The sequence below is a fragment of the Thermohahella caldifontis genome (assembly GCF_041153465.1).
Classification (GTDB): domain Bacteria; phylum Pseudomonadota; class Gammaproteobacteria; order Pseudomonadales; family Oleiphilaceae; genus Thermohahella; species Thermohahella caldifontis.
Map to the genome: position 1 here is coordinate 2,520,292 of NZ_CP154858.1, position 20,194 is coordinate 2,540,485.

At 59.7% G+C, this 20,194-nt stretch carries 22 protein-coding genes; 11 read left to right on the plus strand and 11 right to left on the minus strand.

The window, feature by feature from the left end:
* Window positions 1-8: 8 nt before the first annotated feature.
* The 4 genes from phnE to cadR form a co-directional block, all read right to left on the minus strand.
* Entirely contained in the window at window positions 9-839 is an 831-nt protein-coding gene (gene phnE / locus AAIA72_RS12225) for a phosphonate ABC transporter, permease protein PhnE (RefSeq protein ID WP_011783501.1), read from the minus strand.
* Between the two features lie 10 nt (window positions 840-849).
* A complete protein-coding gene (gene phnD / locus AAIA72_RS12230; protein ID WP_286715943.1) occupies window positions 850-1,713 on the minus strand; it encodes a phosphate/phosphite/phosphonate ABC transporter substrate-binding protein in 864 nt (287 codons plus the stop codon).
* Window positions 1,710-2,555, minus strand: a complete 846-nt coding sequence (gene phnC, locus AAIA72_RS12235; protein ID WP_369600596.1) for a phosphonate ABC transporter ATP-binding protein — start codon at window positions 2,553-2,555, stop codon at window positions 1,710-1,712. The genes phnD and phnC overlap by 4 nt, the downstream gene beginning before the upstream one ends.
* Window positions 2,556-3,274: 719 nt before the next feature.
* Window positions 3,275-3,682 (minus strand): Cd(II)/Pb(II)-responsive transcriptional regulator, encoded by a 408-nt coding sequence (cadR, locus tag AAIA72_RS12240; protein WP_035566955.1) that lies wholly within the window; start codon window positions 3,680-3,682, stop codon window positions 3,275-3,277.
* Between the two features lie 95 nt (window positions 3,683-3,777).
* On the opposite strand from cadR, the gene AAIA72_RS12245 reads away from it, so the two are divergent.
* From AAIA72_RS12245 to AAIA72_RS12265, 5 genes are all read left to right on the plus strand, one after another.
* Window positions 3,778-4,674, plus strand: a complete 897-nt coding sequence (locus AAIA72_RS12245; protein ID WP_369600593.1) for a cation transporter — start codon at window positions 3,778-3,780, stop codon at window positions 4,672-4,674.
* 3 nt (window positions 4,675-4,677) lie between these two features.
* Entirely contained in the window at window positions 4,678-5,190 is a 513-nt protein-coding gene (lspA, locus tag AAIA72_RS12250) for a signal peptidase II (RefSeq protein ID WP_004863699.1), read from the plus strand.
* A gap of 21 nt (window positions 5,191-5,211) precedes the next feature.
* Entirely contained in the window at window positions 5,212-6,501 is a 1,290-nt protein-coding gene (locus tag AAIA72_RS12255; protein ID WP_369600594.1) for an ISL3-like element ISPpu12 family transposase, read from the plus strand.
* Window positions 6,502-6,656: 155 nt separating this feature from the next.
* Window positions 6,657-6,893 carry an EF-hand domain-containing protein gene (locus AAIA72_RS12260; RefSeq protein ID WP_369600597.1) on the plus strand — a complete coding sequence of 79 codons (237 nt, stop codon included), beginning with the start codon at window positions 6,657-6,659 and terminating at the stop codon, window positions 6,891-6,893.
* A gap of 277 nt (window positions 6,894-7,170) precedes the next feature.
* A complete protein-coding gene (locus tag AAIA72_RS12265; protein WP_369600598.1) occupies window positions 7,171-7,401 on the plus strand; it encodes an EF-hand domain-containing protein in 231 nt (76 codons plus the stop codon).
* Window positions 7,402-7,454: 53 nt separating this feature from the next.
* On the opposite strand, the gene AAIA72_RS12270 is transcribed toward AAIA72_RS12265, so the two are convergent.
* The 4 genes from AAIA72_RS12270 to AAIA72_RS12285 are packed head-to-tail and all read right to left on the minus strand — an operon-like array spanning window position 7,455 to window position 10,670.
* Complete coding sequence (locus tag AAIA72_RS12270) at window positions 7,455-8,795, minus strand: sigma-54-dependent transcriptional regulator (protein WP_369600599.1); 1,341 nt, start codon at window positions 8,793-8,795, stop codon at window positions 7,455-7,457.
* Window positions 8,792-9,328: a hypothetical protein gene (locus tag AAIA72_RS12275; RefSeq protein WP_369600600.1), complete on the minus strand. Its 537-nt coding sequence runs from the start codon at window positions 9,326-9,328 to the stop codon at window positions 8,792-8,794. Before AAIA72_RS12275 ends, AAIA72_RS12270 begins: the two co-directional genes overlap by 4 nt.
* Window positions 9,280-9,534, minus strand: coding sequence for a sensor histidine kinase (locus AAIA72_RS12280; protein WP_369600601.1), 255 nt, complete (start codon window positions 9,532-9,534; stop codon window positions 9,280-9,282). The genes AAIA72_RS12275 and AAIA72_RS12280 overlap by 49 nt, the downstream gene beginning before the upstream one ends.
* Window positions 9,531-10,670 (minus strand): histidine kinase dimerization/phospho-acceptor domain-containing protein, encoded by a 1,140-nt coding sequence (locus AAIA72_RS12285; protein WP_369600602.1) that lies wholly within the window; start codon window positions 10,668-10,670, stop codon window positions 9,531-9,533. Before AAIA72_RS12285 ends, AAIA72_RS12280 begins: the two co-directional genes overlap by 4 nt.
* 141 nt (window positions 10,671-10,811) lie before the next feature.
* On the opposite strand from AAIA72_RS12285, the gene AAIA72_RS12290 reads away from it, so the two are divergent.
* On the plus strand, window positions 10,812-11,660 hold the full coding sequence (locus AAIA72_RS12290; RefSeq protein WP_369600603.1) for a DHH family phosphoesterase: 849 nt from the start codon (window positions 10,812-10,814) through the stop codon (window positions 11,658-11,660).
* Window positions 11,661-11,732: 72 nt separating this feature from the next.
* Here the strand turns inward: AAIA72_RS12290 and AAIA72_RS12295 are convergent, their stop codons facing one another.
* Window positions 11,733-13,847, minus strand: coding sequence for a YgiQ family radical SAM protein (locus AAIA72_RS12295; protein ID WP_369600604.1), 2,115 nt, complete (start codon window positions 13,845-13,847; stop codon window positions 11,733-11,735).
* A gap of 297 nt (window positions 13,848-14,144) precedes the next feature.
* Here AAIA72_RS12295 and AAIA72_RS12300 point away from each other — a divergent pair, with 297 nt between their 5' ends.
* The 4 genes from AAIA72_RS12300 (at window position 14,145) to AAIA72_RS12315 (ending at window position 17,686) form a co-directional block, all read left to right on the plus strand.
* Window positions 14,145-15,125: a TRAP transporter substrate-binding protein gene (locus tag AAIA72_RS12300; RefSeq protein WP_369600605.1), complete on the plus strand. Its 981-nt coding sequence runs from the start codon at window positions 14,145-14,147 to the stop codon at window positions 15,123-15,125.
* A gap of 77 nt (window positions 15,126-15,202) precedes the next feature.
* Window positions 15,203-15,736 (plus strand): TRAP transporter small permease, encoded by a 534-nt coding sequence (locus AAIA72_RS12305; RefSeq protein WP_369600606.1) that lies wholly within the window; start codon window positions 15,203-15,205, stop codon window positions 15,734-15,736.
* Complete coding sequence (locus tag AAIA72_RS12310; RefSeq protein WP_369600607.1) at window positions 15,733-17,133, plus strand: TRAP transporter large permease; 1,401 nt, start codon at window positions 15,733-15,735, stop codon at window positions 17,131-17,133. Before AAIA72_RS12305 ends, AAIA72_RS12310 begins: the two co-directional genes overlap by 4 nt.
* Before the next feature lie 91 nt (window positions 17,134-17,224).
* Window positions 17,225-17,686 (plus strand): peptidylprolyl isomerase, encoded by a 462-nt coding sequence (locus AAIA72_RS12315; protein ID WP_369600608.1) that lies wholly within the window; start codon window positions 17,225-17,227, stop codon window positions 17,684-17,686.
* On the opposite strand, the gene AAIA72_RS12320 is transcribed toward AAIA72_RS12315, so the two are convergent.
* Window positions 17,683-18,042 (minus strand): glyoxalase superfamily protein, encoded by a 360-nt coding sequence (locus tag AAIA72_RS12320; RefSeq protein WP_369600609.1) that lies wholly within the window; start codon window positions 18,040-18,042, stop codon window positions 17,683-17,685. The genes AAIA72_RS12315 and AAIA72_RS12320 overlap by 4 nt on opposite strands.
* A 140-nt stretch (window positions 18,043-18,182) precedes the next feature.
* On the opposite strand from AAIA72_RS12320, the gene AAIA72_RS12325 reads away from it, so the two are divergent.
* Window positions 18,183-19,478, plus strand: coding sequence for an NAD(P)/FAD-dependent oxidoreductase (locus AAIA72_RS12325; protein WP_369600610.1), 1,296 nt, complete (start codon window positions 18,183-18,185; stop codon window positions 19,476-19,478).
* 10 nt (window positions 19,479-19,488) lie between these two features.
* On the opposite strand, the gene AAIA72_RS12330 is transcribed toward AAIA72_RS12325, so the two are convergent.
* Window positions 19,489-19,980 (minus strand): TIGR00645 family protein, encoded by a 492-nt coding sequence (locus tag AAIA72_RS12330; protein ID WP_369600611.1) that lies wholly within the window; start codon window positions 19,978-19,980, stop codon window positions 19,489-19,491.
* Window positions 19,981-20,194 lie beyond the last annotated feature (214 nt).

The window sequence follows — 20,194 nt, forward strand, 5'->3', positions numbered from 1 at the left end:
GATGGTCCTTATTTGAATTTCTTACGAAGGCGGCCACTGAGACTGTCCACGACGGTGACCATCAACAAGATGACAATGAGAATGGCGCTGACTTCCTGATACTGCATGATTCTCAGCGAGCCCATCAATTCGAAGCCAATACCACCGGCACCCACCATGCCCATTACGGTCGAGGCACGGAAATTGTATTCCCAGCGATAAATGGACACGTCCGCGAATTGAGGAAGTACTTGTGGCAGCACGGCGTGATAGAGCACCTGCAAGCGAGTAGCGCCGGCAGCATCGGCCGCTTCCACTGGCGCCTCATCTACATGCTCAATCGCTTCGGCAAAAAACTTTCCAACCATGCCAATGGAGTGAAGACCGAGCGCCAGTACGCCAGGCAACGCCCCAAAACCAACAGCAGCCACGAAGATGATGCCCATGATCAGTTCCGGGACTGAACGCAAACCGTTTAAAAGGGTTCGAGTTACTTGGAACACCACCGGATGTGGAGAGGTGTTGCGCGCAGCCAGGAATGCCAGTGGCACAGACAAGGTTACTGCAATGGCAGTACCGGCAATGCTCATCGCAAGCGTGTCGATTAACGGCGACACCCAGCTGGCCACATTGGTGAAGTCAGGTGGAAGAGATTCGCCAATGAGTGTGCCTATGGCTGGCACGCCATTGGCAAGTGTATTGAAATTGAGCAGCCCTACGTACCAACTTGCGACAAAAATGATGAGCAGCACTAACAGCGACTGTCCGAGTTTTTTCCGCCAGCCTTTCGCGTGCTCATCCAGCACGGAGGCCGACGGGGCCGGCGACAGAGTCGCCGGTTCCGTCGTTGTATAGTTCATGGGGCACTCCTCACATTTTTGCGAAATCAAGATTGAGCAGGCCACCCATAGCGCGGATGACATCGTAATCTTCGTCGGTAATTGCCGCGAATCCCTCAGCCTTCAGGTTGTCGAGAATCTCCGGGTCATCGATCTGCAGAAAGGCTTTCTGAATGTTGCTCTTCAGCTCAGGGGCCAGGTTCGAACGCATGGCCCAGGGGTATTGAGGAAAGTCACCGCTGTAGCCCAGCACTTTGACCTTGCTCCGATCAATCAAACCGCGGTCCATCACATGCTCGAAGATAACTTCGGACAACCCTCCGGCGTCGGCATTGCCATTGGCGACGTTAACCGCAACAGCGTCATGGCTACCGACGAAATGAGCCTCATAGTCCTTTCCGGCTTCGAGCCCTGCCTTCTCAAGGAGTACGGCCTTGGGGATCAGGTGGCTGGAAGTGGATGCGCGGTCACCGTAGGCCATTTTCTTGCCTTTGATATCCGCGAAGGAGTCAACGCCAGAGTCCGCATTGGCAATAATGATGGAGCGATAAGTCGGCTTCCCGTCTACCACCATGGCGGCAAAGGGTTCAATGTCACTCTTACTCTTGGCCATCACATAGGACAACGGACCAAAGTAAGCCAGGTCAATTCGGCCAAAACGCATGGCTTCGATCATGGAGGAGTAATCGGTGGTAACAATCAGTTCTACTTCCTTACCAAGAGTGGTTTCCAGGTAATCCTTCAAAGGTTGGTTTCGCTTGATCAGTTCTGACGCGTTCTCATCCGGCAGCAAGGCAACTTTCAAAAGATCAGGGTCTGTATCTGCGGCATGGGCTGACCAATGGATGCCGAGCATCATTATCAGAGCCAGCAAAGAGTGAATCATTGTCTTCATTGTGCTATCTCCAGTACGTCTGTCGTTATCGGGGTGGTCTTAGGTTTATGGATGGCTGGTTTGCCTTCCGCAGCTACCACGCTGGGTGAACGGTGGTAAATCTCGTCCAGGTGTTTCGATTTCAGGTTTTCAGGAGCATCGTCAAAAACGATATGACCGTTCGAAAGGCCGATGATCCGGTCTGCAAAACGCTGGGCGTATTCCAATTGGTGCAAGGAAATAACCGCGGTGATTCCATCTTCCTGACAAATATCGCGCAGTAGGCCGAGTACCTTTTCAGAAGTGGCCGGATCCAGGCTGGCAACGGGCTCATCGGCAAGAATCATGGATGGTTGCTGCACCAATGCTCTGGCGATTCCAACCCGCTGCTGCTGGCCGCCGGACAACTGATCTACTCGGGAAAGCGCTTTGTCAGCCAGACCTACGCGGTCGAGGCATTGCAGAGCCAACTCCAGGTCCTGCCGGGGCAGGGGAAGCAGGCTTCGCCAAGTACCGTGATACGCAAGTCTGCCTGTCAGCACATTCTGTAACGCGGTGTATCGTTCGATCAGCTGGTGATGCTGGAACACCATGGCGGTGCGGCTGCGGTGCTGTCGCAGGATTCTACGGTTGGTCAGTTCACCAAACTCGCCAGACACAACCTTCCCGGTTGTGGGCTTAACCAGGTGATTCAGTGAACGAAGCAGAGTGGATTTACCCGCGCCTGAAAGTCCCAGTAGCACGGTGAATTCGCCCTTGTGAAAGTGAACGGTGGTGGGTTTGAGCGCGAGGACGTTTCCCGGGTAGGTTACGCCCATACTCTCGACTCGAAGCATCACATTGGTTGATTGAGTTGGCGCCATAGGATCACCTTTTGCAATAAATAAGCTCGCCGTATTGCGAGTTACAATTGAACGGTAAAGCTGAGAGATGACACTGTCGTGTCACTGACGTGACAGGTTGATGAAGTGCTTTTGGTTCGCAAGGATTTTCCGAAGGGCTCTGTGAAATACATGGAGCTCAGCCAAAGTGGAACGAGCCACCCAGGAGCTTAAGCAACAAAAATTGCGTTCCACCGTCAGTCGGCGAATCTCACGGTACAGTTCGTCCGTGCTGAGTTCATCGAATTGCTTACCGACTATACTCTTGCCTTCGAGGAGGTCGGACGCGCTCTCCAATAGGTCGCGCTTCCAGGTGCTGACTATGGTGGGGTGGATCTGGAAACGGGCAGCAATTCAAGGTGTGGCCTTAAGGGTGGGCAAGGAAAAAGAGCATCGACAGTAAAAACCATGGGCGATGTGCAAACCATCAACTCTGATCCTGGCCTGGTGGTCTGGGTGGTTCGCCAGCCCTGCCCATTGTTCTCCACAGTAGCCTGATCGCACTGTCATAATCCCGCGCAGTGGTCGGTGCAAAATCATGTGCCCGATAAAACTCGTGCACCTGCCGCCGGCCAATTTGGTCGGGGGCGCGTCCACACCATCGTAAAAATGTTGGGTAAGCGGATTAAATGGTTGATCTTACCTTTGCATGAGAGTGAGACGGACCGGCATCTCATCGGATTATCTGGTTGATGCTTCACCTACTGCTGGTGCATGTTTCCTTCGCTAATTCCAGCAAGAACCCCACACGCCTCAACTTCCCGGTCATCGTTGCAACTCGCTCTCAGTGAAACGAGTTGTTTCTCAAGCGCTTGCAGAGCGGTTATCTGCGACCGCACATGAGAGATGTGATCATCGAGCAAGGCGTTGACGGCGGTACAAGGCTGATGAGGGTCGTCCTGATAGCTCTGTAGTTCGTGAATCTCAGCCAGTGACAGGCCCAGGATTCTGCAGCGACGGATGAAGGCCAGCCTCTCACCATGCTTCTCGGTATAGACACGGTAACCGTTGTCCTGCCGATCAGGCGGCGGCAACAAGCCCTGCTGTTCATAGAAGCGGATCGTCTGTGTTTCGACCCCTACCAACTGCGCCAACTGACCAATGCGCATCAGGTTCCTCCGCAACGGATTCTCTACGCTATTGACATTATAGCTACTATATAGTTTTAAATGAAAACCCGATCACATTCAAGTGGAGTCATATCATGAGTAAAAACTGCGGAGGCCCCTGTGGCGACCATGCAAGGCCTGCGGCGGATACCGATATGCAGGCCTCCTCCGAGGCGCCAGGGAGATGGGTCAGTGTTTATGCCGTGCCGAAGATGGACTGTCCATCAGAAGAGCGCATGATTCGCCTGGCCCTGAACGGCGTTGAGGGGATTCGGGCACTGTCCTTCGACTTGTCGAACCGCCGGTTGAAGGTCGTGCATGACGGCGAGGCTGAGCCCATTACCGCGAAACTGGCGACCTTGGGGCTAGGCGCCTCGCTTCAGGAAACCGTCGCTGCAAATCCGGAGACCATCAAGGCCGCCGAGTTTTCGGCAGCTTCTGCTAAGCAAGAATCCGGGACCCTGCGCTGGTTGCTCGGCATCAATGCACTTCTGTTCGTGGTGGAAATGACTGCCGGTCTGATCGCCCAGTCCACCGGCCTGATTGGAGAATCCCTGGACAATTTTGCCGATGCGGCGGTGTACGGGCTTGCCCTTTATGCGGTTGGACATAGCGTGAAAATGCAGGTACGTGCCGCGCATCTTGCTGGTGTACTGCAACTGATCTTGGCTGTGGGCGTGCTCGTAGAGGTGGTGCGACGCTTTGTATTCGGTAGTGAGCCTGAATCGCTGATGATGATGGCGATCGCATTCGTCGCATTGATTGCCAATACCAGTTGTCTGCTGCTCATATCCAAACATCGGGAGGGCGGGGCGCACATGAAGGCAAGCTGGATATTCTCGGCCAACGACGTGGTGATCAACCTGGGGGTCATCACCGCCGGCGCTCTGGTCGCGTGGACCGGGTCCAATTATCCGGATCTGATTATCGGCACCATCGTGGGGGGCATTGTACTTAACGGTGCCAGACGCATTTTGGCGTTGAAGGGTTAAATAATGCTCATTATTGGCAAAAAGCTCTCGCCGTATGCCCTATTGTCCATATCGGGCCTGCTGGCAGCGTCTGATCAGGCCGTAAAATGGCTGGTGCAACAATCAATGGCCTATGGCGAGTATGTTTCGGTGACCCCGTTCTTTAACTGGGTGCACCTATGGAACACCGGTGCCGCATTCAGTCTTTTTGCGAATGGTGGAGGCTGGCAGCGCTACTTTTTTATCGGAATCGCGGTAGTGGTCTCGATTTTTCTGATCAAGCTGATCCTTGAAAATCGTCATAAAGGAGAAGCCATCGCTTACAGTCTTATCCTCGGTGGCGCCATGGGCAACCTGATTGACCGGGTCTTTCGCGGCTATGTTGTGGATTCCTTTGATTTCTATTGGCGAGACTGGCATTGGCCGGCCTTCAACCTGGCTGATATTGCAATTGTCCTCGGTGCCTTACTTTTCGTTTCCAGCAGCTTGTTGGGTAAAAAAGCAAACACCAATGCCGAGCCGGATGGATCTGACTGACACCTACGCCTATACAACACCATGACCGAACTTCCCGACAACATCCTTCACCTGCCGCAATACCAAGTACTGGGCTGCAAATCAACCGACGACGAAATGCACTTCCAGGTGGACGTGCCCGATCCCATCGCCTGCGAGGAATGCGGCGTGCAGGGTGAGTTCGTACGGTTCGGCAAGCGTGACGTTCCCTATCGTGATCTGCCCATCCACGGCAAGCGGGTCACTCTCTGGGTGGTCCGCCGCCGATACACCTGCCGGGCCTGCAAGACAACATTCAGGCCCCAGCTACCGGAGATGGTGGACGGATTCCGTATGACACTGCGGCTGCATGAGTACGTGGAGAAGGAATCCTTCAACCACCCCTACACCTTTGTGGCGGCACAGACCGGCCTGGACGAGAAGACGGTGCGCGACATCTTCAACGCCCGCGCCGAGTTCCTGGGGCGCTGGCACCGCTTCGAGACGCCCCGCATCCTGGGCATTGACGAGCTATACCTGAACAAGCGCTACCGCTGCATTCTGACCAACATTGAGGAGCGAACCCTGCTCGACCTGCTGGCCACCCGCCGCCAGGACGTGGTGACCAACTACCTGATGAAGCTGAAAGACCGGCAGAAGGTCGAGATCGTCAGCATGGACATGTGGAACCCCTACCGGGCAGCGGTCAAGGCTGTGCTGCCCCAGGCCCGTATCGTGGTCGATAAGTTCCATGTGGTGCGCATGGCCAACGATGCCCTAGAGAGAGTGCGCAAGGGCCTCAGAAAGGAGCTGAAACCGTCCCAGAGCCGGACTCTCAAGGGAGACCGGAAAATCCTGCTGAAACGCGCTCACGAAGTCTCAGACCGGGAGCGCCTCATCATGGAGACCTGGACAGGCGCGTTCCCGCAACTGCTGGCCGCCTACGAGCACAAGGAGCGCTTCTACGGCATCTGGGACGCCACCACACGGCTCCAGACAGAAGCCGCCCTGGACGAGTGGATAGCCACCATCCCGAAGGGCCAAAAGGAAGTCTGGAGCGATCTGGTCAGGGCAGTGGGAAACTGGCGCGAAGAGACCATGACCTACTTCGAGACGGACATGCCCGTCACCAACGCTTACACGGAGTCCATCAACCGACTGGCCAAGGACAAGAACCGTGAAGGGCGCGGTTACTCCTTCGAGGTGATGCGGGCACGAATGCTCTACACCACGAAGCACAAGAAGAAGGCACCGACTGCGAAGGTCTCTCCTTTCTACAAGAAAACCATCGGTTACGGACTGCCGGACTTCGCAGAGGAACTCAACTACGGAGTCGATCTATCAACCATCTGAGGGTGGTATCAGATTGATGGGGTGAAGGTGCCCCATCAACCATTAAATCCGTATACCCACTTTTTAAAACAATGAGATGAAAAGTTGGCATCATTCTGGCTATGGACAGGGTGTCACATCGGGATGACACAACAACTTACCAAGGAGAAATACAGATGAAATCACTCGTCATGGCCTTTGTTGCCGGACTGGTACTGACCACCGCCACGACCGTGCGTGCAGATGAAGCGGCCGTGGAAGCTCAGTTCAAGGCGCTGGATGCGGATCACAATGGCGTGATTTCCGCCGAAGAAGCGGCTCAGGAGCCGAATCTGGTCAAGGTGTTCAAGAAGCTGGACACGGATCAGGATGGTCAGCTGAATCCCGAGGAGTTCAAGGGCTTCTTTGCCTGATCTTCCTCTCACTGCTCGTTGGCACTGCGTTTGGGCGTCCTTGTGGCGCCTTTTTTGGTTGTTGCATTTTGAAGACGTGTAACTCATTGTATTGTAAGGAATGTTTTTGGGTGCTGGCAAAAGTGTCTCCTCCGGGAGACAAAATGCTCCCTGTGTACCACTGGCTGACAGGCTGTCGGACTGATTAACACATTGAATCGCAAGGTATTCCTGAAGCTGGCATGTTTCCGGCAACGGGGAAGGTGTTCAATCACAACACTCTGCAAGGAGAACACCCATGAAAAAACTGATCGTTGCCTTTATTGCTGCACTGGCTGTGAATGCTGTGAACGTCTATGCCGAAGAGAGCGTGGAAGCTCAGTTCAAGGCGCTGGATACCGACAACAGCGGCAGCATCAGCGCTGAAGAAGCCGCAGCACAGCCTGATCTGGCTGCCGTGTTCAAGGAGCTGGACACCGATGGCAACGGTGAGCTGAGCCTGGAAGAATTCGAAGCCTTCTTTGGCTGATCCGCTTCCCGGATTCCACCTGCGGACGGCGCCTTCGGGCGCCGTTTCCGTTTTCAGTGGCTGCGCGGTTTGAAATGGGCCGGATCCAGGCCGTAGCGGTTCAGGATCTTGTAAAGGTCGGTCCGGTTGCGTCCGGCGATGCGGGCCGCCTCGCTGACCACGCCTTCGGTCAGGGTCAGCAGACTGACCAGGTAGCGCCGCTCCGCGTCTTCACGCACCTGGGCCAGCGTGGGCAGGGGCTGGGCGCCCTGATCGCCGAGCGCATCGGCGACCAGACGGGGGGTGATGACGGCACCGGGACAGAGTGCCAGCAAGCGCTGGACCACATTCTGAAGCTGGCGGATATTGCCCGGCCAGTGATATTCCACCAGATGCTGCATGGCGGCATCGGCCACGGTGCTCACCTGCCCGGCCTGTCCCTGCTCCCGGGCCTGCTGAATGAAGTGTTTCACCAGCAGCGGAATGTCCTCGCGCCGTTCCCGCAGGGGGGGCAGGTGCAGATTGACCACATTGATGCGGTAATACAGGTCTTCCCGGAACCGGCGTTCCTGCACGGCCGTTTCCAGATCCACGTGGGTGGCGGAGACAATGCGCACGTCCACGTCCAGGGTGATGTCCGATCCCACGGGGCGGATGCGCTTCTCCTGCAGGGCGCGCAGCAGCTTCACCTGCAGCGGCAGGGGCATTTCGCCGATTTCGTCCAGAAACAGCGTCCCGCCGGCGGCCTGACGGAAGAGGCCATCCCGGTTGCGCAGCGCGCCGGTAAAGGCACCCTTGACGAAGCCGAACAGTTCCGCTTCCATCAACCCCTCGGGCAGAGCGCCGCAGTTGACGGCCACGAAGCCCCCCTGTTGGCGGGGGCTGTGCCGGTGGATGAACTGGGCCATGAGCTCCTTGCCGGTGCCGCTTTCCCCGGTGATGAGCACATGCACGTCACTGGCCGCCACACGCTGTGCCGTGTCCAGCAGCGTCTTCATGCGGTCGTTGCGGGTCAGAATCTGCATGTCCCCGGCCGGAACGTCCGCCAGCGAGGGCCGGGCATACTGGCGCAGCACCCGTTCCAGATCCTGGGTATCAATGGGCTTGGTCAGGAAGGCCACCACGCCCCGCCGGGTGGCCTCCACCGCTTCGGGAATGCTGCCATGGGCCGTCATGATCACCACGGGCAGGGTGCTGTTGAGCTGGTGCAGCCGGTCAAACAGTTCCATGCCGTCCAGATCGTCCATGCGCAGATCCGTCAGCACCAGATCGAAGGGCTGCTGCTGGCAGCGGGCCAGCGCCTCCGTGCCGGAGCGGGCCGTGGCGACGTCGAACTGCATGGCGAAGAGCCGCAACTCCAGCAGGCGCAGCAGGGATTCATCATCGTCCACCACCAGAATGCGAGGCCTGTTCATCGTTTGGGCTCCGTCATGTCCTGTTCGATTCGGGTCAGTGCCTCGATGGCCGAGCGGTAGCGCCTGACCTGAGCCTGCAGCCGCAGCTGTTCGCTCCGCAGCGCCTTGATCCGGGCTTCCCGGGCCAGCCAGTTGCGGGCGGCCGTACGCAGATCGGCCAGTGCCTGGTGCTGTTCGGTACCGGCATCCGTTGCCGGCGCCGGCGCGATGCCTGCCTGGCTGTCCGGCTGCGGGGCCGAACGGGCCAGCCATTCCTGAATGCGGCGTGTGTCCTGGCTCGCCAGTGCGGCGATGCCTGCATTCAGCAAGTCGGTGTTCAGGGTATCCTCATCGGCAGACACCATGCCGGTGGCCGGCGGAACAGGCTCCGCCGTACAGGCGGGTGTGGGTGGCGGGTCACCAACTTGGGCTGCTGTCCCGCCCGCATGGCGCAACCACGGTGAGGTGCAGCCCTGAAGCAGCAGGCCGAGGAGCAACAGGGCGATCAGTCGCCGTGTTGACAGAGCCGGGCGGGCAGTCGGACGACAAAACATAGGCCTTCATCCATCTCGGGTTCAAAATCAAGGGTGCCGCCGAGCGACTCTGCCAGGGCACGGGCCACATAGAGGCCGATACCGCTGCCCGAGTGCCGGGTTCCGGTATCGCCGCGCTCGAATGGCCTGAACAGCCGTGCGGCCTGGATGTCGGTCAGGGGCGGGCCGGCGTTGACAAAGCGCAGGGTACAACCTTCCGGCGTCACCTGCCAGATGACATGGCAGCGTGTATCCGGGGGGCGTACTGGGTCATGTTGGCAAACAGGTTCTCGAGAATGCCTTGCAGGGCGACCATCGGGGCATTGAGGGTGAGCGGCGGCCCGCCGATGCAGATCACCAGGCCGCGGCGGATGAGTCGGGGCAGGTAGGCGGTGTAAAGCTGTTCGATGAGTTGTCGCAGGTCCTGGGTGCGTGCATCGGCCTCATCACCGTGCTGATCCAGGCGGTTGAGCAGGAGCAGGTTTTCGATCTGGCGCTGCATGTCCCGGGTGCCCGACTGCATGAGCGAGAGGACCTCGGTCTGGGTCGGGGTCAGCGGGCCGGCGATGCGGTCATGGAGCAGCGCAATCCCTTCCTGCAGGGTCGCCAGCGGCGTCTTGAGCGCATGGGAGACCTGATGCAGGTACACCAGCTTGCGGGCTTCTGCGTCCAGCAGCCTGCGGCTGGCCTGATCCAGGGTGCGGGTCAGTTCGCGGATCTCCCTGACGCTGGAGTGGCCGGGGGGGTGCCAGTCGGGTTGGCCCAGCAGTCGGGCGGCCCGGGCCAGTCGTTTCAGCGGCAGGGACAGCCCCAGCGTGAAGAGCATGACCAGCGCCAGCGTCAGACCTGCAAAGAGGCTCATCAGTCGGGCCGAGCGGGCCTGGTGGTCGTGGCTGTCCCGTATGAGGTCATCCAGCGCCTGCCGGGTCGCGGCCCGGGCGCTGTTTTCAAGGGCCTGCAGCGCCTTGCTGCGCAGACCGGCAAGCTGATCCAGCGCGGTTTCCGGGGTATCGTCGGGCAACGCCTGCAATGCCCGGATCAGGGCGTCCGGCGGTGCCTCCGGGTGTGCCAGACCGGCCAGTTCGCGGGTCTGCTCCGCCACCCGGTCCCGGTGACGGCGCACCAGTTGCACCATGGCGTCAGTCTTCAGTACCTGCTGTTGACGCAGTGCCCGTTCCAGCCCGCGCAGGGCCGTGGCAAGACGCTCCCGGGCGGCGGAAATGTCGGCCACGCGCCGGGCCGCCTGCTGACTCTGCAGGATCATGGTGTCCTGGGCACGCATGAGATCGCCGGCCAGCCATGCCATGGGCATGACCGCCAGCATGAAGGCCAGCAAGACCCGCAACCACAAGGGGTGGGACACGCCTCTGCTCCCGTATCAGAACCAAGCGCAGAGCATACTGTGGGCCGCCGGTGCCCGCAACGGACGATCGGCCTATGCAGGGGTTTCCCCTGAGCGGCCCGGATGGGCTAACATGGCGGAAATTTTATGACAGGAGAAACCATGCCGGATGCCGTACTGATTCTTTATCATGGTGGACGTTGTCTGGACGGATTTGGTGCCGCCTGGTCCGCCTGGCGCCATTTTCGCCGGACCGGTGAGTCCGTGACCTGGGTGGCGGCCAGCCACGGCGATGCGCCGCCGGATGCGACGGGCAAGCGCGTGTGGCTGCTGGATTACTGCCTGCCGCGGGACACGCTCCGGCGCCTGTGCCGGGAGGCGAAGCAGGTCACGGTGGTGGACCACCATGTCAGTGCACTGGAGGATACCCGCGGGCTGGACGCGGAGTGCCCGAATCTGCGCCTGGAATTTGATCTCACCCATTCGGGTGCCGTACTGGCCTGGCAGCATTTCCACACGGAGCCGGTGCCCGGATTGCTGCGCCATATTGAAGACCGGGATCTGTGGAACTGGGCCATTGAAGGCTCGCGGGATACCACCGCGGCGCTGATGGCCCGCCCCTATGACTTCGCCGAATGGGATGCCCTGTTTGACGACCCGGAGGCGCCGGCGCGATTGCGTGCCGAAGGTGAGGCCATCAACCGCTACCGGCAGCAGATGATTGACCATTACCGCAAACGGGCCGTGATGGGGCGTGTGGCCGGGTACCGGGTGCCGGTGGTGAACAGCCCGGTGGAAATTCACAGCGAGCTGCTGGGCGAGCTGGCGAAAGGGCATCCCTTTGCGGCGGGCTATCTGGACCGGGACGGGCGCCGCGGCTGGTCCCTGAGATCCACGGCGGCGGGTCTGAACGTGGCCGAGATCGCCCGGCGTTTCGGTGGCGGGGGACATCCCCGTGCGGCCGGATTCTCCACACCGCTCGGGGACGACAACTTCAACGTGGACCCCTGACCGGCCGGGTCTTGCGGCCCGGACGCCGCGGGCTGGGCTTGTCGCTGCGCGGCGGCAGACCGGTGTGCTGCGTCAGTGCCACACCCTTGCGGGGGGACCCGTTTCCTGAGTTTTCACCGGTTTGCGTTGTACGCCCGGCTTGCCCTTCGGTGTCCAGCCTGCCGGCTGGGTGGGGGGCACCAGGTGCTTCTTGCCGTAGCCGATGAGGTGGGCCTTGCCCATCTTCTTCAGGGCCTCGCGCAGCAGGGGCCAGTTGTCCGGATCGTGATAGCGCAGGAACGCCTTGTGCAGACGGCGCTGGCGCTCGCCCTTGGGGCTGAAGACGATTTCCGACTGGGTGTCCACCCGGTGCAGCGGATTGCGGTGGCTGTGGTACATGGCCGTGGCGGAGGCCATGGGCGAGGGGTAGAACGCCTGCACCTGATCGGGACGGAAACCGTTCTGCTTCAGCCACAGGGCCAGGTTGAGCATGTCCTCGTCCGTGGTGCCCGGGTGGGCGGCAATGAAGTACGGGATCAGGTACTGTTCCTTGCCCGCTTCCTTCGAGAAGCGCTCGAACATTTCCTTGAAGCGGTAATAGGTGCCCATGCCCGGCTTCATCATCTTGGAGAGCGGGCCCTCCTCGGAATGTTCCGGTGCGATTTTCAGGTAGCCGCCCACGTGATGCTGCACGAGCTCGCGCACGTACTCCGGATCTTCCACCGCCAGATCGTAGCGCAGGCCGGAGGCAATCAGCACCCGCTTGACGCCGGGCACGGTGCGGGCGCGGCGATACAGCCGGGTGGTGGCGGAGTGATCCGTCTTCAGGTTCTTGCAGATGGAGGGATAGACACAACTCAGCCTCCGGCAGTGCTTGTGAATCTCCTCGCTCTTGCAGTTGAGCTGGTACATGTTGGCGGTGGGGCCGCCAAGATCCGAAATCGTGCCGGTAAATCCGGGTGTCTTGTCGCGAATTTTCTCGATCTCGCGGATGATCGAGTCTTCCGACCGGCTCTGGATCACCCGCCCCTCATGCTCGGTGATGGAGCAGAAGGAACAGCCGCCAAAGCACCCGCGCATGATGTTCACGGAGAAACGGATCATCTCGTAGGCCGGAATCCGGGCATCGCCATAGGCGGGATGCGGTACGCGCTGATAGGGCAGATCGAATACCCAGTCCATTTCCTCGGTGGTCAGCGGAATGGGCGGCGGATTCTGCCACACGTACCGGTCCCCGTGGGGCTGGACCAGCACCCGGGCGTTGGACGGGTTGGTTTCCAGATGCAGGACCCGGCTGGCATGGGCATACAGCACCCGGTTCTTGCTGACCTGCTCCCAGGATGGCAGCAGAATGTATTCGTTCTCCACACCGGGCGGCGGGGGCACCACCAGCACCTGCACGTCGTCTTCCGTTTCCGCTGCCGGACTCACGCCGCAGCCTTGCGGGCTTTCGGTCATTTCATAGGGATTGCGGTGCGGTTCCACCTTGCCCGGCTGATCCAGGGTGCGGGAATCCCGTTCGCGCCAGTTGGCGGGCAGTTCGGACAGTACGCGCACGGTACCGCGGATGTCGGCCATGTCCTTCAGATGCTCGCCCTGGGCGGCCCGGTGGGCGATTTCCACCACGGCTCTTTCGGCATTGCCGTACACCAGCAGATCGGCTTTCGCATCCATGATGACCGAACGCCGCACCTTGTCGGACCAGTAGTCATAGTGGGCAATGCGCCGCAGGCTGGCTTCGATGCCGCCGATGAGGATGGACACGTCATTGTAGGCTTCGCGGCAGCGCTGGCTGTAAACGATCACCGCGCGGTCCGGGCGCTTGCCACCCACGTTGCCGGGGGTGTAGGCATCATCGTGGCGGATTTTCCGGTCGGCCGTGTAGCGGTTGATCATGGAGTCCATGTTGCCGGCGGACACGGCAAAGAACAGGTTGGGCTTGCCCAGCACGCGGAACGGTTCGGCACTGTGCCAGTCCGGCTGAGCGATGATGCCCACGCGGAAGCCCTGCGCCTCCAGCACCCGGCCGATGACGGCCATGCCGAAACTGGGGTGATCCACGTAGGCATCCCCGCAGACCAGGATGATGTCGCAACTGTCCCAGCCCAGCTGATCCATCTCCGCGCGGGACATGGGCAGGAAGGGCGCAGGACCGAAACATTCAGCCCAGTACGGGCGGTAATCGAAAAGACGGGTGGTGGGAGTCATGTGTCCGGCTGTATGAAAAATGGTCACGTATTGTACATCAAAGGCCGGTTCACCCCAAGTAACCCAGTATCCTGCTGCGTTATCGGAGAGCAAGACGCCGGATGTGTGGAAATCCGCACACGCGCTCCCCGGCGATGTGTGGGCTGCCACACATTTTCGTCTTGTCCAGGGTCATCTGAAAACCACAACATCCTGAAAGAAAAGAAATCTCCGACTCTGGCCCCGGACTTGCTGTCATTCACGGAGATCTGAACAAGATCCCGTTCGACAACAACAACGAGTGAGAGGTAACGCAACATGCGATTCGGAAAAATCCTGACGGCCATTGCTGCCGGTGTCCTGAGTGTGTCAGCCTGGGCGGCGCCCATCGAGATCAAGTTCTCCCACGTGGTGGCGGAAAACACCCCCAAGGGGCAGATGGCCATCAAGTTCAAGCAGCTGGTGGAAGAGCGTCTGCCGGGCAAGGTGGAGGTGAAGGTCTTCCCGAACTCCCAGCTCTTTGGTGACGACAAGGTGCTGGAGGCCATGCTGCTGGGCGATGTTCAGCTTGCGGCCCCATCCCTGTCCAAGTTCGACCGTTATACGAAAAAACTCCAGATCTTTGATCTGCCGTTCCTGTTCAAGGACATGGCGGCCGTGGACCGTTTCCAGAGTGGCCCGGCCGGTCAGGCGCTGCTGCGCTCCGTGGAATCCAAGGGGTTGGTGGGACTGGGCTATCTGCATAACGGCATGAAGCAGCTGTCGGCCAACAAGCCGCTGCGCACGCCGGAAGATGCGCGCGGGCTCAAGTTCCGCATCCAGAGTTCGGATGTGCTGGCGGCCCAGTTTGAGGCCGTGGGTGCCATCCCCGTGAAGAAGCCCTTCTCCGAAGTCTTTACCCTGCTCCAGACCAAGGCCATCGACGGTCAGGAGAACACCTGGAGCAACATCTACTCCAAGAAGTTCTTTGAGGTGCAGGACTACATCACCGAATCCAACCACGGTCTGCTGGACTACATGGTGGTGACGTCCGCCGAGTTCTGGAAGGGTCTGCCGGATGACGTGCGCAAGGTGGTGAAGACGTCGCTGGACGAGGCCATTGCCTACGGCAACAAGATTGCCATGGAAAAGGCGGAGAGCGACAAGCAGGCCATCATCAAGTCCGGCCGGACACAGGTCATTTCCCTGACCGACGCCGAGCGGGCTGCCTGGGTCAAGGCCATGAAGCCGGTGTGGAAGAAGTTCGAGGATGACGTGGGTGCCGACATGATCGAAGCGGCGCTGAACGCCAATCAGTGATCCTACCTGCTTCACCCTGAACAGGGGCCGCGCCGGCAGGTGCGGCCCCGACCACACTCACGCCACGGGGACATGCCATGTGGATTCGACTTGTCCATCGTTTTGAAGAAGGTTTCATCGCCCTCCTGCTGGTGTCCATGACGCTGCTGGTATTCGTGGAAACCTTCATGCGCTTTGTCATGAATACGGGCCTGCTCTGGGCCGAGGAACTGACGCTGACCCTGAGTGCCTGGCTGGTGCTGTTCGGTGCCGCCTATGGTGTCCGGGTCAATGCCCATATCGGCGTGGATGCCTTCATCCGCAAGTTTCCGCATCCGCTGCGCCGTTTCTTTGCCACGCTTGCCGTGGTGCTGTCTCTGGTCTACTGCGGCCTGTTCATTTACGGCTCATGGATCTATCTCGCCAAGGTGAAGATGATCGGTATTGAAATGCAGGATCTGCCGCTGCCGCGCTGGATTGTCCAGAGCATTCTGCTGATCGGTTTCTGCACACTGGCACTGCGCTTTGCCGAGCTGCTCTGGCGGGTCGTGACCGGCCGTTCGGAAGGGTTTTCCTTTACGGATGAAGCCAAAGAAAGCATGCATCTGGTGCAGAAGGAGGATGACGCATGACCACGGCCGTACTCTTCGCCCTGCTCTTCTTCTGCATGGTGATCGGCATGCCCATTGCCGTTGCACTGGGGTTGTCTTCCGTCACCACCATCCTGTTCTTTTCCAACGATTCCATCGCGTCCATCGCGCTGAAGATTTACGAGGCCACGTCCGCACATTACACACTGCTGGCCATTCCGTTTTTCATCCTGTCCTCCGCCTTTCTGTCCACGGGCGGCGTGGCCCGGCGCATCATCGACTTCGCCATGGCGTCGGTCGGCCATATCCGCGGCGGACTGGCCATGGCCTCGGTTCTGGCCTGCATGCTGTTTGCGGCCGTGTCCGGCTCTTCACCGGCGACGGTGGCGGCCATCGGCTCCATCGTCATTGCCGGCATGGTGCGGGCAGGTTATCCCATGGCCTTCGGGGCCGGAGTGATCGCCAATGCGGGCACCCTGGGTATCCTGATTCCGCCCTCAATCGTCATGCTGGTCTATGCCGCGGCGACGGAGGTGTCTGCCGCACGCATGTTCGAGGCGGGCCTGATCCCCGGCATCATGATGGGTTCGATTCTCATGCTGGCCATTTATATTGTGGCCCGGATCAAGAAGCTGCCCTCGCAGCCCTTTCCGGGGGTTGGGCGCCTCGTGGGGACGGGGTTGCGGGCACTGGGTGGCCTGATGCTGATCATCATCGTGCTGGGCTCCATCTATGGCGGCGTGGCGAGCCCCACGGAAGCGGCGGCCGTGGCGGCGGTGTATGCGTTCTTCAGTGCCGTGGTGGGCTACCGTGACATCGGCCCGCTCAAGGGCGTGCCCTGGCGGGAGCCGGGCGAAAGCACGCTGTCCATGGTGGCACGCGGGTTGCGTCAATCCGTCTGGGGGCTGGGCAAATCCGCCTTCGACAAGGAAGTGTTCCACGTGGTGATGGATGCGGCCAAGGTCTCCATCATGCTGCTGTTCATCATCGCCAATGCCATGCTGTTTGCTCATGTGCTGACCACCGAGCGCATTCCCCATGCCATTGCGGAAACCATCGTCAACTGGGGTCTGCCCGCCTGGGGCTTCCTGATTGTGGTCAACCTGCTGTTGCTGGCTGCGGGCAACTTCATGGAGCCTTCCGCCATCATCCTCATCATGGCCCCGATCCTCTTTCCCATTGCCACCCGGCTGGGCATTGATCCGATTCATCTGGGCATCATCATGGTGGTCAACATGGAGATCGGCATGCTGACGCCGCCGGTGGGGCTCAATCTGTTCGTGACAGCGGGCATTACCGGCAAGTCCATCGGCTGGGTGATCCGGGCAGCACTGCCCTGGCTGCTCCTGCTGCTCTTCTTCCTGATCCTGATCACCTACATCCCGGCCATTTCACTGGCGTTGCCTGAATATTTGGACACATTGCGCCGGGGCGGGTGATTCGGACTTGTGTTTATGCACGGGCTTCTCTAGACTGCCAGATGGTGGCCTGGAGAGGCCTTTTTATACATTGCAATACCGAGGAAATACCATGTCTCAAGCTAACCCCCGCGTCGTCACCATCCACTACACCCTGAAAAATGATGCGGGTGAGGTGCTGGACAGCTCCGAAGGCCAGGAGCCGTTGAGCTACCTTGAGGGTGCACAAAACATTATTCCCGGCCTGGAAAAAGCGCTGGACGGCCTGAACGCCGGCGACAAGACCCAGGTTTCCGTTGAACCGGAAGACGCCTACGGCGAGCGTTCCGAAGAAATGATCCAGCAGGTGCCCCTGAATGCCTTCGAAGGCGTGGATCAGGTTCAGCCCGGCATGCGTTTCCAGGCACAGACTCCCTACGGACCCCGTGTGGTGGTCGTGACCGAGGTGACTGAAGAGTTTGCCGTGGTTGACGCCAACCATCCGCTGGCCGGCGAGCGTCTCCACTTTGATGTGGAAATTGTGGAAGTCCGCGAGCCGACTGCAGAAGAAGTCGAGCACGGGCACGTTCACTAAGTCCGTCTCAGCCGGCTGACCGGCGTGGCCAGCACCAGCGTGTTGCCCGCCGGATCCGTCAGCGTGCATTCCCGGTTCCGCCATGCGGTGTTGACCGGGGGTGCCAGTGTGGGATCTGCCGCCGACAGGGGCAGGTACCACGCATCCACATCCGGCACATACAGATAGATGCGCTGGGGCCCTCCTATGTGCTCATCATCACTGAGATAGAGTTTCAGCCCTGCCCGGCTCAGCTGTGCAAAGTGGCCTGCCTTGTCCCAGATCCAGTCCGCACGAAAACCCAGAAAATCCGTATAGTAGCTCAAGCTTTCCGCCCAGTTCCGGGCCGGAATCACGGGAATCACCGTACCTGTCATCTTGCACCTCCTGAATCCTTCACATCCCGAGTATGCCATACGGCCGGATGTCAGACCCCCGTTTGCGGGATGACTTTTGGCAAAAATACGGGCAATCCCCTATAATCCGCCGCCTGTCACCGGGCAAGGGGATTTGAGCAGTGGAAAAGATCGTGATTGTCGGCGGTGGTGCCGGCGGACTGGAACTGGCAACGCGTCTGGGACGCAAGCTGGGCAAGTGCAACAAGGCCGAAATCCATCTGGTGGATGCCTCCCCTTCACACATCTGGAAACCCCTGCTCCACGAGGTGGCGACCGGCTCGCTGGATACCGGTATCGACGAAGTCAGTTACCGGGGGCATGCCCAGAAAAATCATTTTCACTTCCACCTGGGGCGCATGTGCGGTCTGGACCGCCAGGCCCGCACCATCACTATCGCGCCGCTGACGGATGATCAGGGGGAAGTCATCAAGCCGGAAAGAACACTGCCCTATGATACCCTGGTCATGGCCCTGGGCAGCCAGACCAATGATTTCGGCACCCCCGGCGCGCGCGAACACTGTGCCTTCCTGGACCGGCGGGAAGAAGCGGAGCGCTTCCACAAGCGCCTGATCAGCACCTTCCTGCGCCTGAGTCAGGATGCCCGGCGTACGGAAGACGTCCTGCTGCGCGTGGCGATTGTGGGCGCCGGCGCGACGGGTGTGGAGCTGTCTGCCGAGCTGTACAACACCATCAACTCTCTGGAAGCCTATGGCATCAATCTGGGGCCGGAGAACCTGAAGGTGACCCTGATCGAGGCGGGCGACCGTATCCTGCCCGCTCTGCCGCCGCGCATTTCGGCTGCGGTGGTCCGTGAGCTGCGTGCGCTGGGTGTGGATGTGCGTACCGGCGTGCGCATTACCGAGGTGACGGAAGAAGGATTGCGCACGGCGGACGGTGAACTGATTCCGGCTTCCATCAAGGTCTGGGCGGCGGGCGTCAAGGCGCCGGATTTTCTGCGCGAGCTGGATGGACTGGAGGTCAACCGCATCAATCAGATCATGGTTCAGCCCACCCTGCAGAGCACGGTGGACGAGCACATCTTTGCCATCGGCGACTGTGCTGCCTGCCCCCAGCCGGACGGCAAGTGGGTACCGCCCCGTGCCCAGGCCGCCCATCAGCAGGCGGATCACCTCTACCGGAACCTGCTCCGGCGCATGAAGGGCAAGCCCATGCTGCCCTATGTCTATCACGATCATGGCTCGCTGGTGTCACTGAGCCGTTATTCCACCGTGGGCAGTCTGATGGGTAACCTGACGGGCAAGTCCATGATTGTGGAGGGGCGCATCGCGCGGGTGGTCTATATCTCGCTCTACCGGCTGCACCAGAAGGCTCTGTTCGGCTTCTGGCGCATGTTGCTGATCGTGCTGGCCAGCCGTATCAACCGGGTGATCCGGCCCCGCCTCAAGCTGCACTGAGCCTGACCCGTCAGTGATGACGGGTCAGCTTGTCCAGCACGCCCATGGCAAAGGCGGAGATGACGAAGGTCATGTGAATCAGGATGTACCAGACAAAATCGTCATTATCCACCTCCTGGGCGTTGAGGAAGATCTTGAGCAGATGGATGGATGAGATGGCCACGATGGAGGCGGCCACCTTGTTCTTCAGCGAGGTGGCATCCATTTTCCCCAGCCAGGGCAGCTTTTCTTTTTTCTCGTCAATATCCAGCTGGGAGACAAAGTTCTCGTAGCCGCTGAACATCACCATCACCAGCAGACCGCCCACGAGTACCAGGTCGATCAGTGTCAGCGCCAGAAGAACGAGGTCGGCCTCCTTCATCTCGAAAATGATGGGGAAGACGTGCGCCACCTCCTGAAAGAATTTCAGGCCCAGCAGAATGAGGATGAGGCTGAGTCCCAGGTAAATGGGGGCCAGCAGCCAGCGGCTGGCATACATCAGGGTTTCAAAGAATTTTTCCATGTTCATCCTTTGTGATCGGTTGCGGGCAGAGCTCGCCTATAATGGGTGAAACCCACCTGATATTCAACCGTCCGAAACACACTCGCCGACAGGTCATCCATCACGGAGCGTGAACAGCTTCACAGTCTGTGGTGACTTCGCACCGTTTATCCCGTCCGGGATGCCGTTTGTCGGAAGCCCGCCCCCGCATGACAGCCCGCTGCTAGACTGGGTA

Coding starts and splice junctions, on each gene's coding strand:
- AAIA72_RS12245 (WP_369600593.1), top strand. CDS start 3,778: ATGAGTAAAAACTGCGGAGGCCCCTGTGGCGACCATGCAAGGCCTGCG.
- AAIA72_RS12295 (WP_369600604.1), bottom strand. CDS start 13,847: ATGACTCCCACCACCCGTCTTTTCGATTACCGCCCGTACTGGGCTGAA.
- AAIA72_RS12310 (WP_369600607.1), top strand. CDS start 15,733: ATGACCACGGCCGTACTCTTCGCCCTGCTCTTCTTCTGCATGGTGATC.
- AAIA72_RS12255 (WP_369600594.1), top strand. CDS start 5,212: ATGACCGAACTTCCCGACAACATCCTTCACCTGCCGCAATACCAAGTA.
- phnE (WP_011783501.1), bottom strand. CDS start 839: ATGAACTATACAACGACGGAACCGGCGACTCTGTCGCCGGCCCCGTCG.
- AAIA72_RS12260 (WP_369600597.1), top strand. CDS start 6,657: ATGAAATCACTCGTCATGGCCTTTGTTGCCGGACTGGTACTGACCACC.
- cadR (WP_035566955.1), bottom strand. CDS start 3,682: ATGCGCATTGGTCAGTTGGCGCAGTTGGTAGGGGTCGAAACACAGACG.
- AAIA72_RS12330 (WP_369600611.1), bottom strand. CDS start 19,980: ATGGAAAAATTCTTTGAAACCCTGATGTATGCCAGCCGCTGGCTGCTG.
- AAIA72_RS12305 (WP_369600606.1), top strand. CDS start 15,203: ATGTGGATTCGACTTGTCCATCGTTTTGAAGAAGGTTTCATCGCCCTC.
- AAIA72_RS12290 (WP_369600603.1), top strand. CDS start 10,812: ATGCCGGATGCCGTACTGATTCTTTATCATGGTGGACGTTGTCTGGAC.
- phnD (WP_286715943.1), bottom strand. CDS start 1,713: ATGAAGACAATGATTCACTCTTTGCTGGCTCTGATAATGATGCTCGGC.
- AAIA72_RS12315 (WP_369600608.1), top strand. CDS start 17,225: ATGTCTCAAGCTAACCCCCGCGTCGTCACCATCCACTACACCCTGAAA.
- phnC (WP_369600596.1), bottom strand. CDS start 2,555: ATGGCGCCAACTCAATCAACCAATGTGATGCTTCGAGTCGAGAGTATG.
- AAIA72_RS12270 (WP_369600599.1), bottom strand. CDS start 8,795: ATGAACAGGCCTCGCATTCTGGTGGTGGACGATGATGAATCCCTGCTG.
- AAIA72_RS12275 (WP_369600600.1), bottom strand. CDS start 9,328: ATGTTTTGTCGTCCGACTGCCCGCCCGGCTCTGTCAACACGGCGACTG.
- AAIA72_RS12320 (WP_369600609.1), bottom strand. CDS start 18,042: ATGACAGGTACGGTGATTCCCGTGATTCCGGCCCGGAACTGGGCGGAA.
- AAIA72_RS12265 (WP_369600598.1), top strand. CDS start 7,171: ATGAAAAAACTGATCGTTGCCTTTATTGCTGCACTGGCTGTGAATGCT.
- AAIA72_RS12300 (WP_369600605.1), top strand. CDS start 14,145: ATGCGATTCGGAAAAATCCTGACGGCCATTGCTGCCGGTGTCCTGAGT.
- lspA (WP_004863699.1), top strand. CDS start 4,678: ATGCTCATTATTGGCAAAAAGCTCTCGCCGTATGCCCTATTGTCCATA.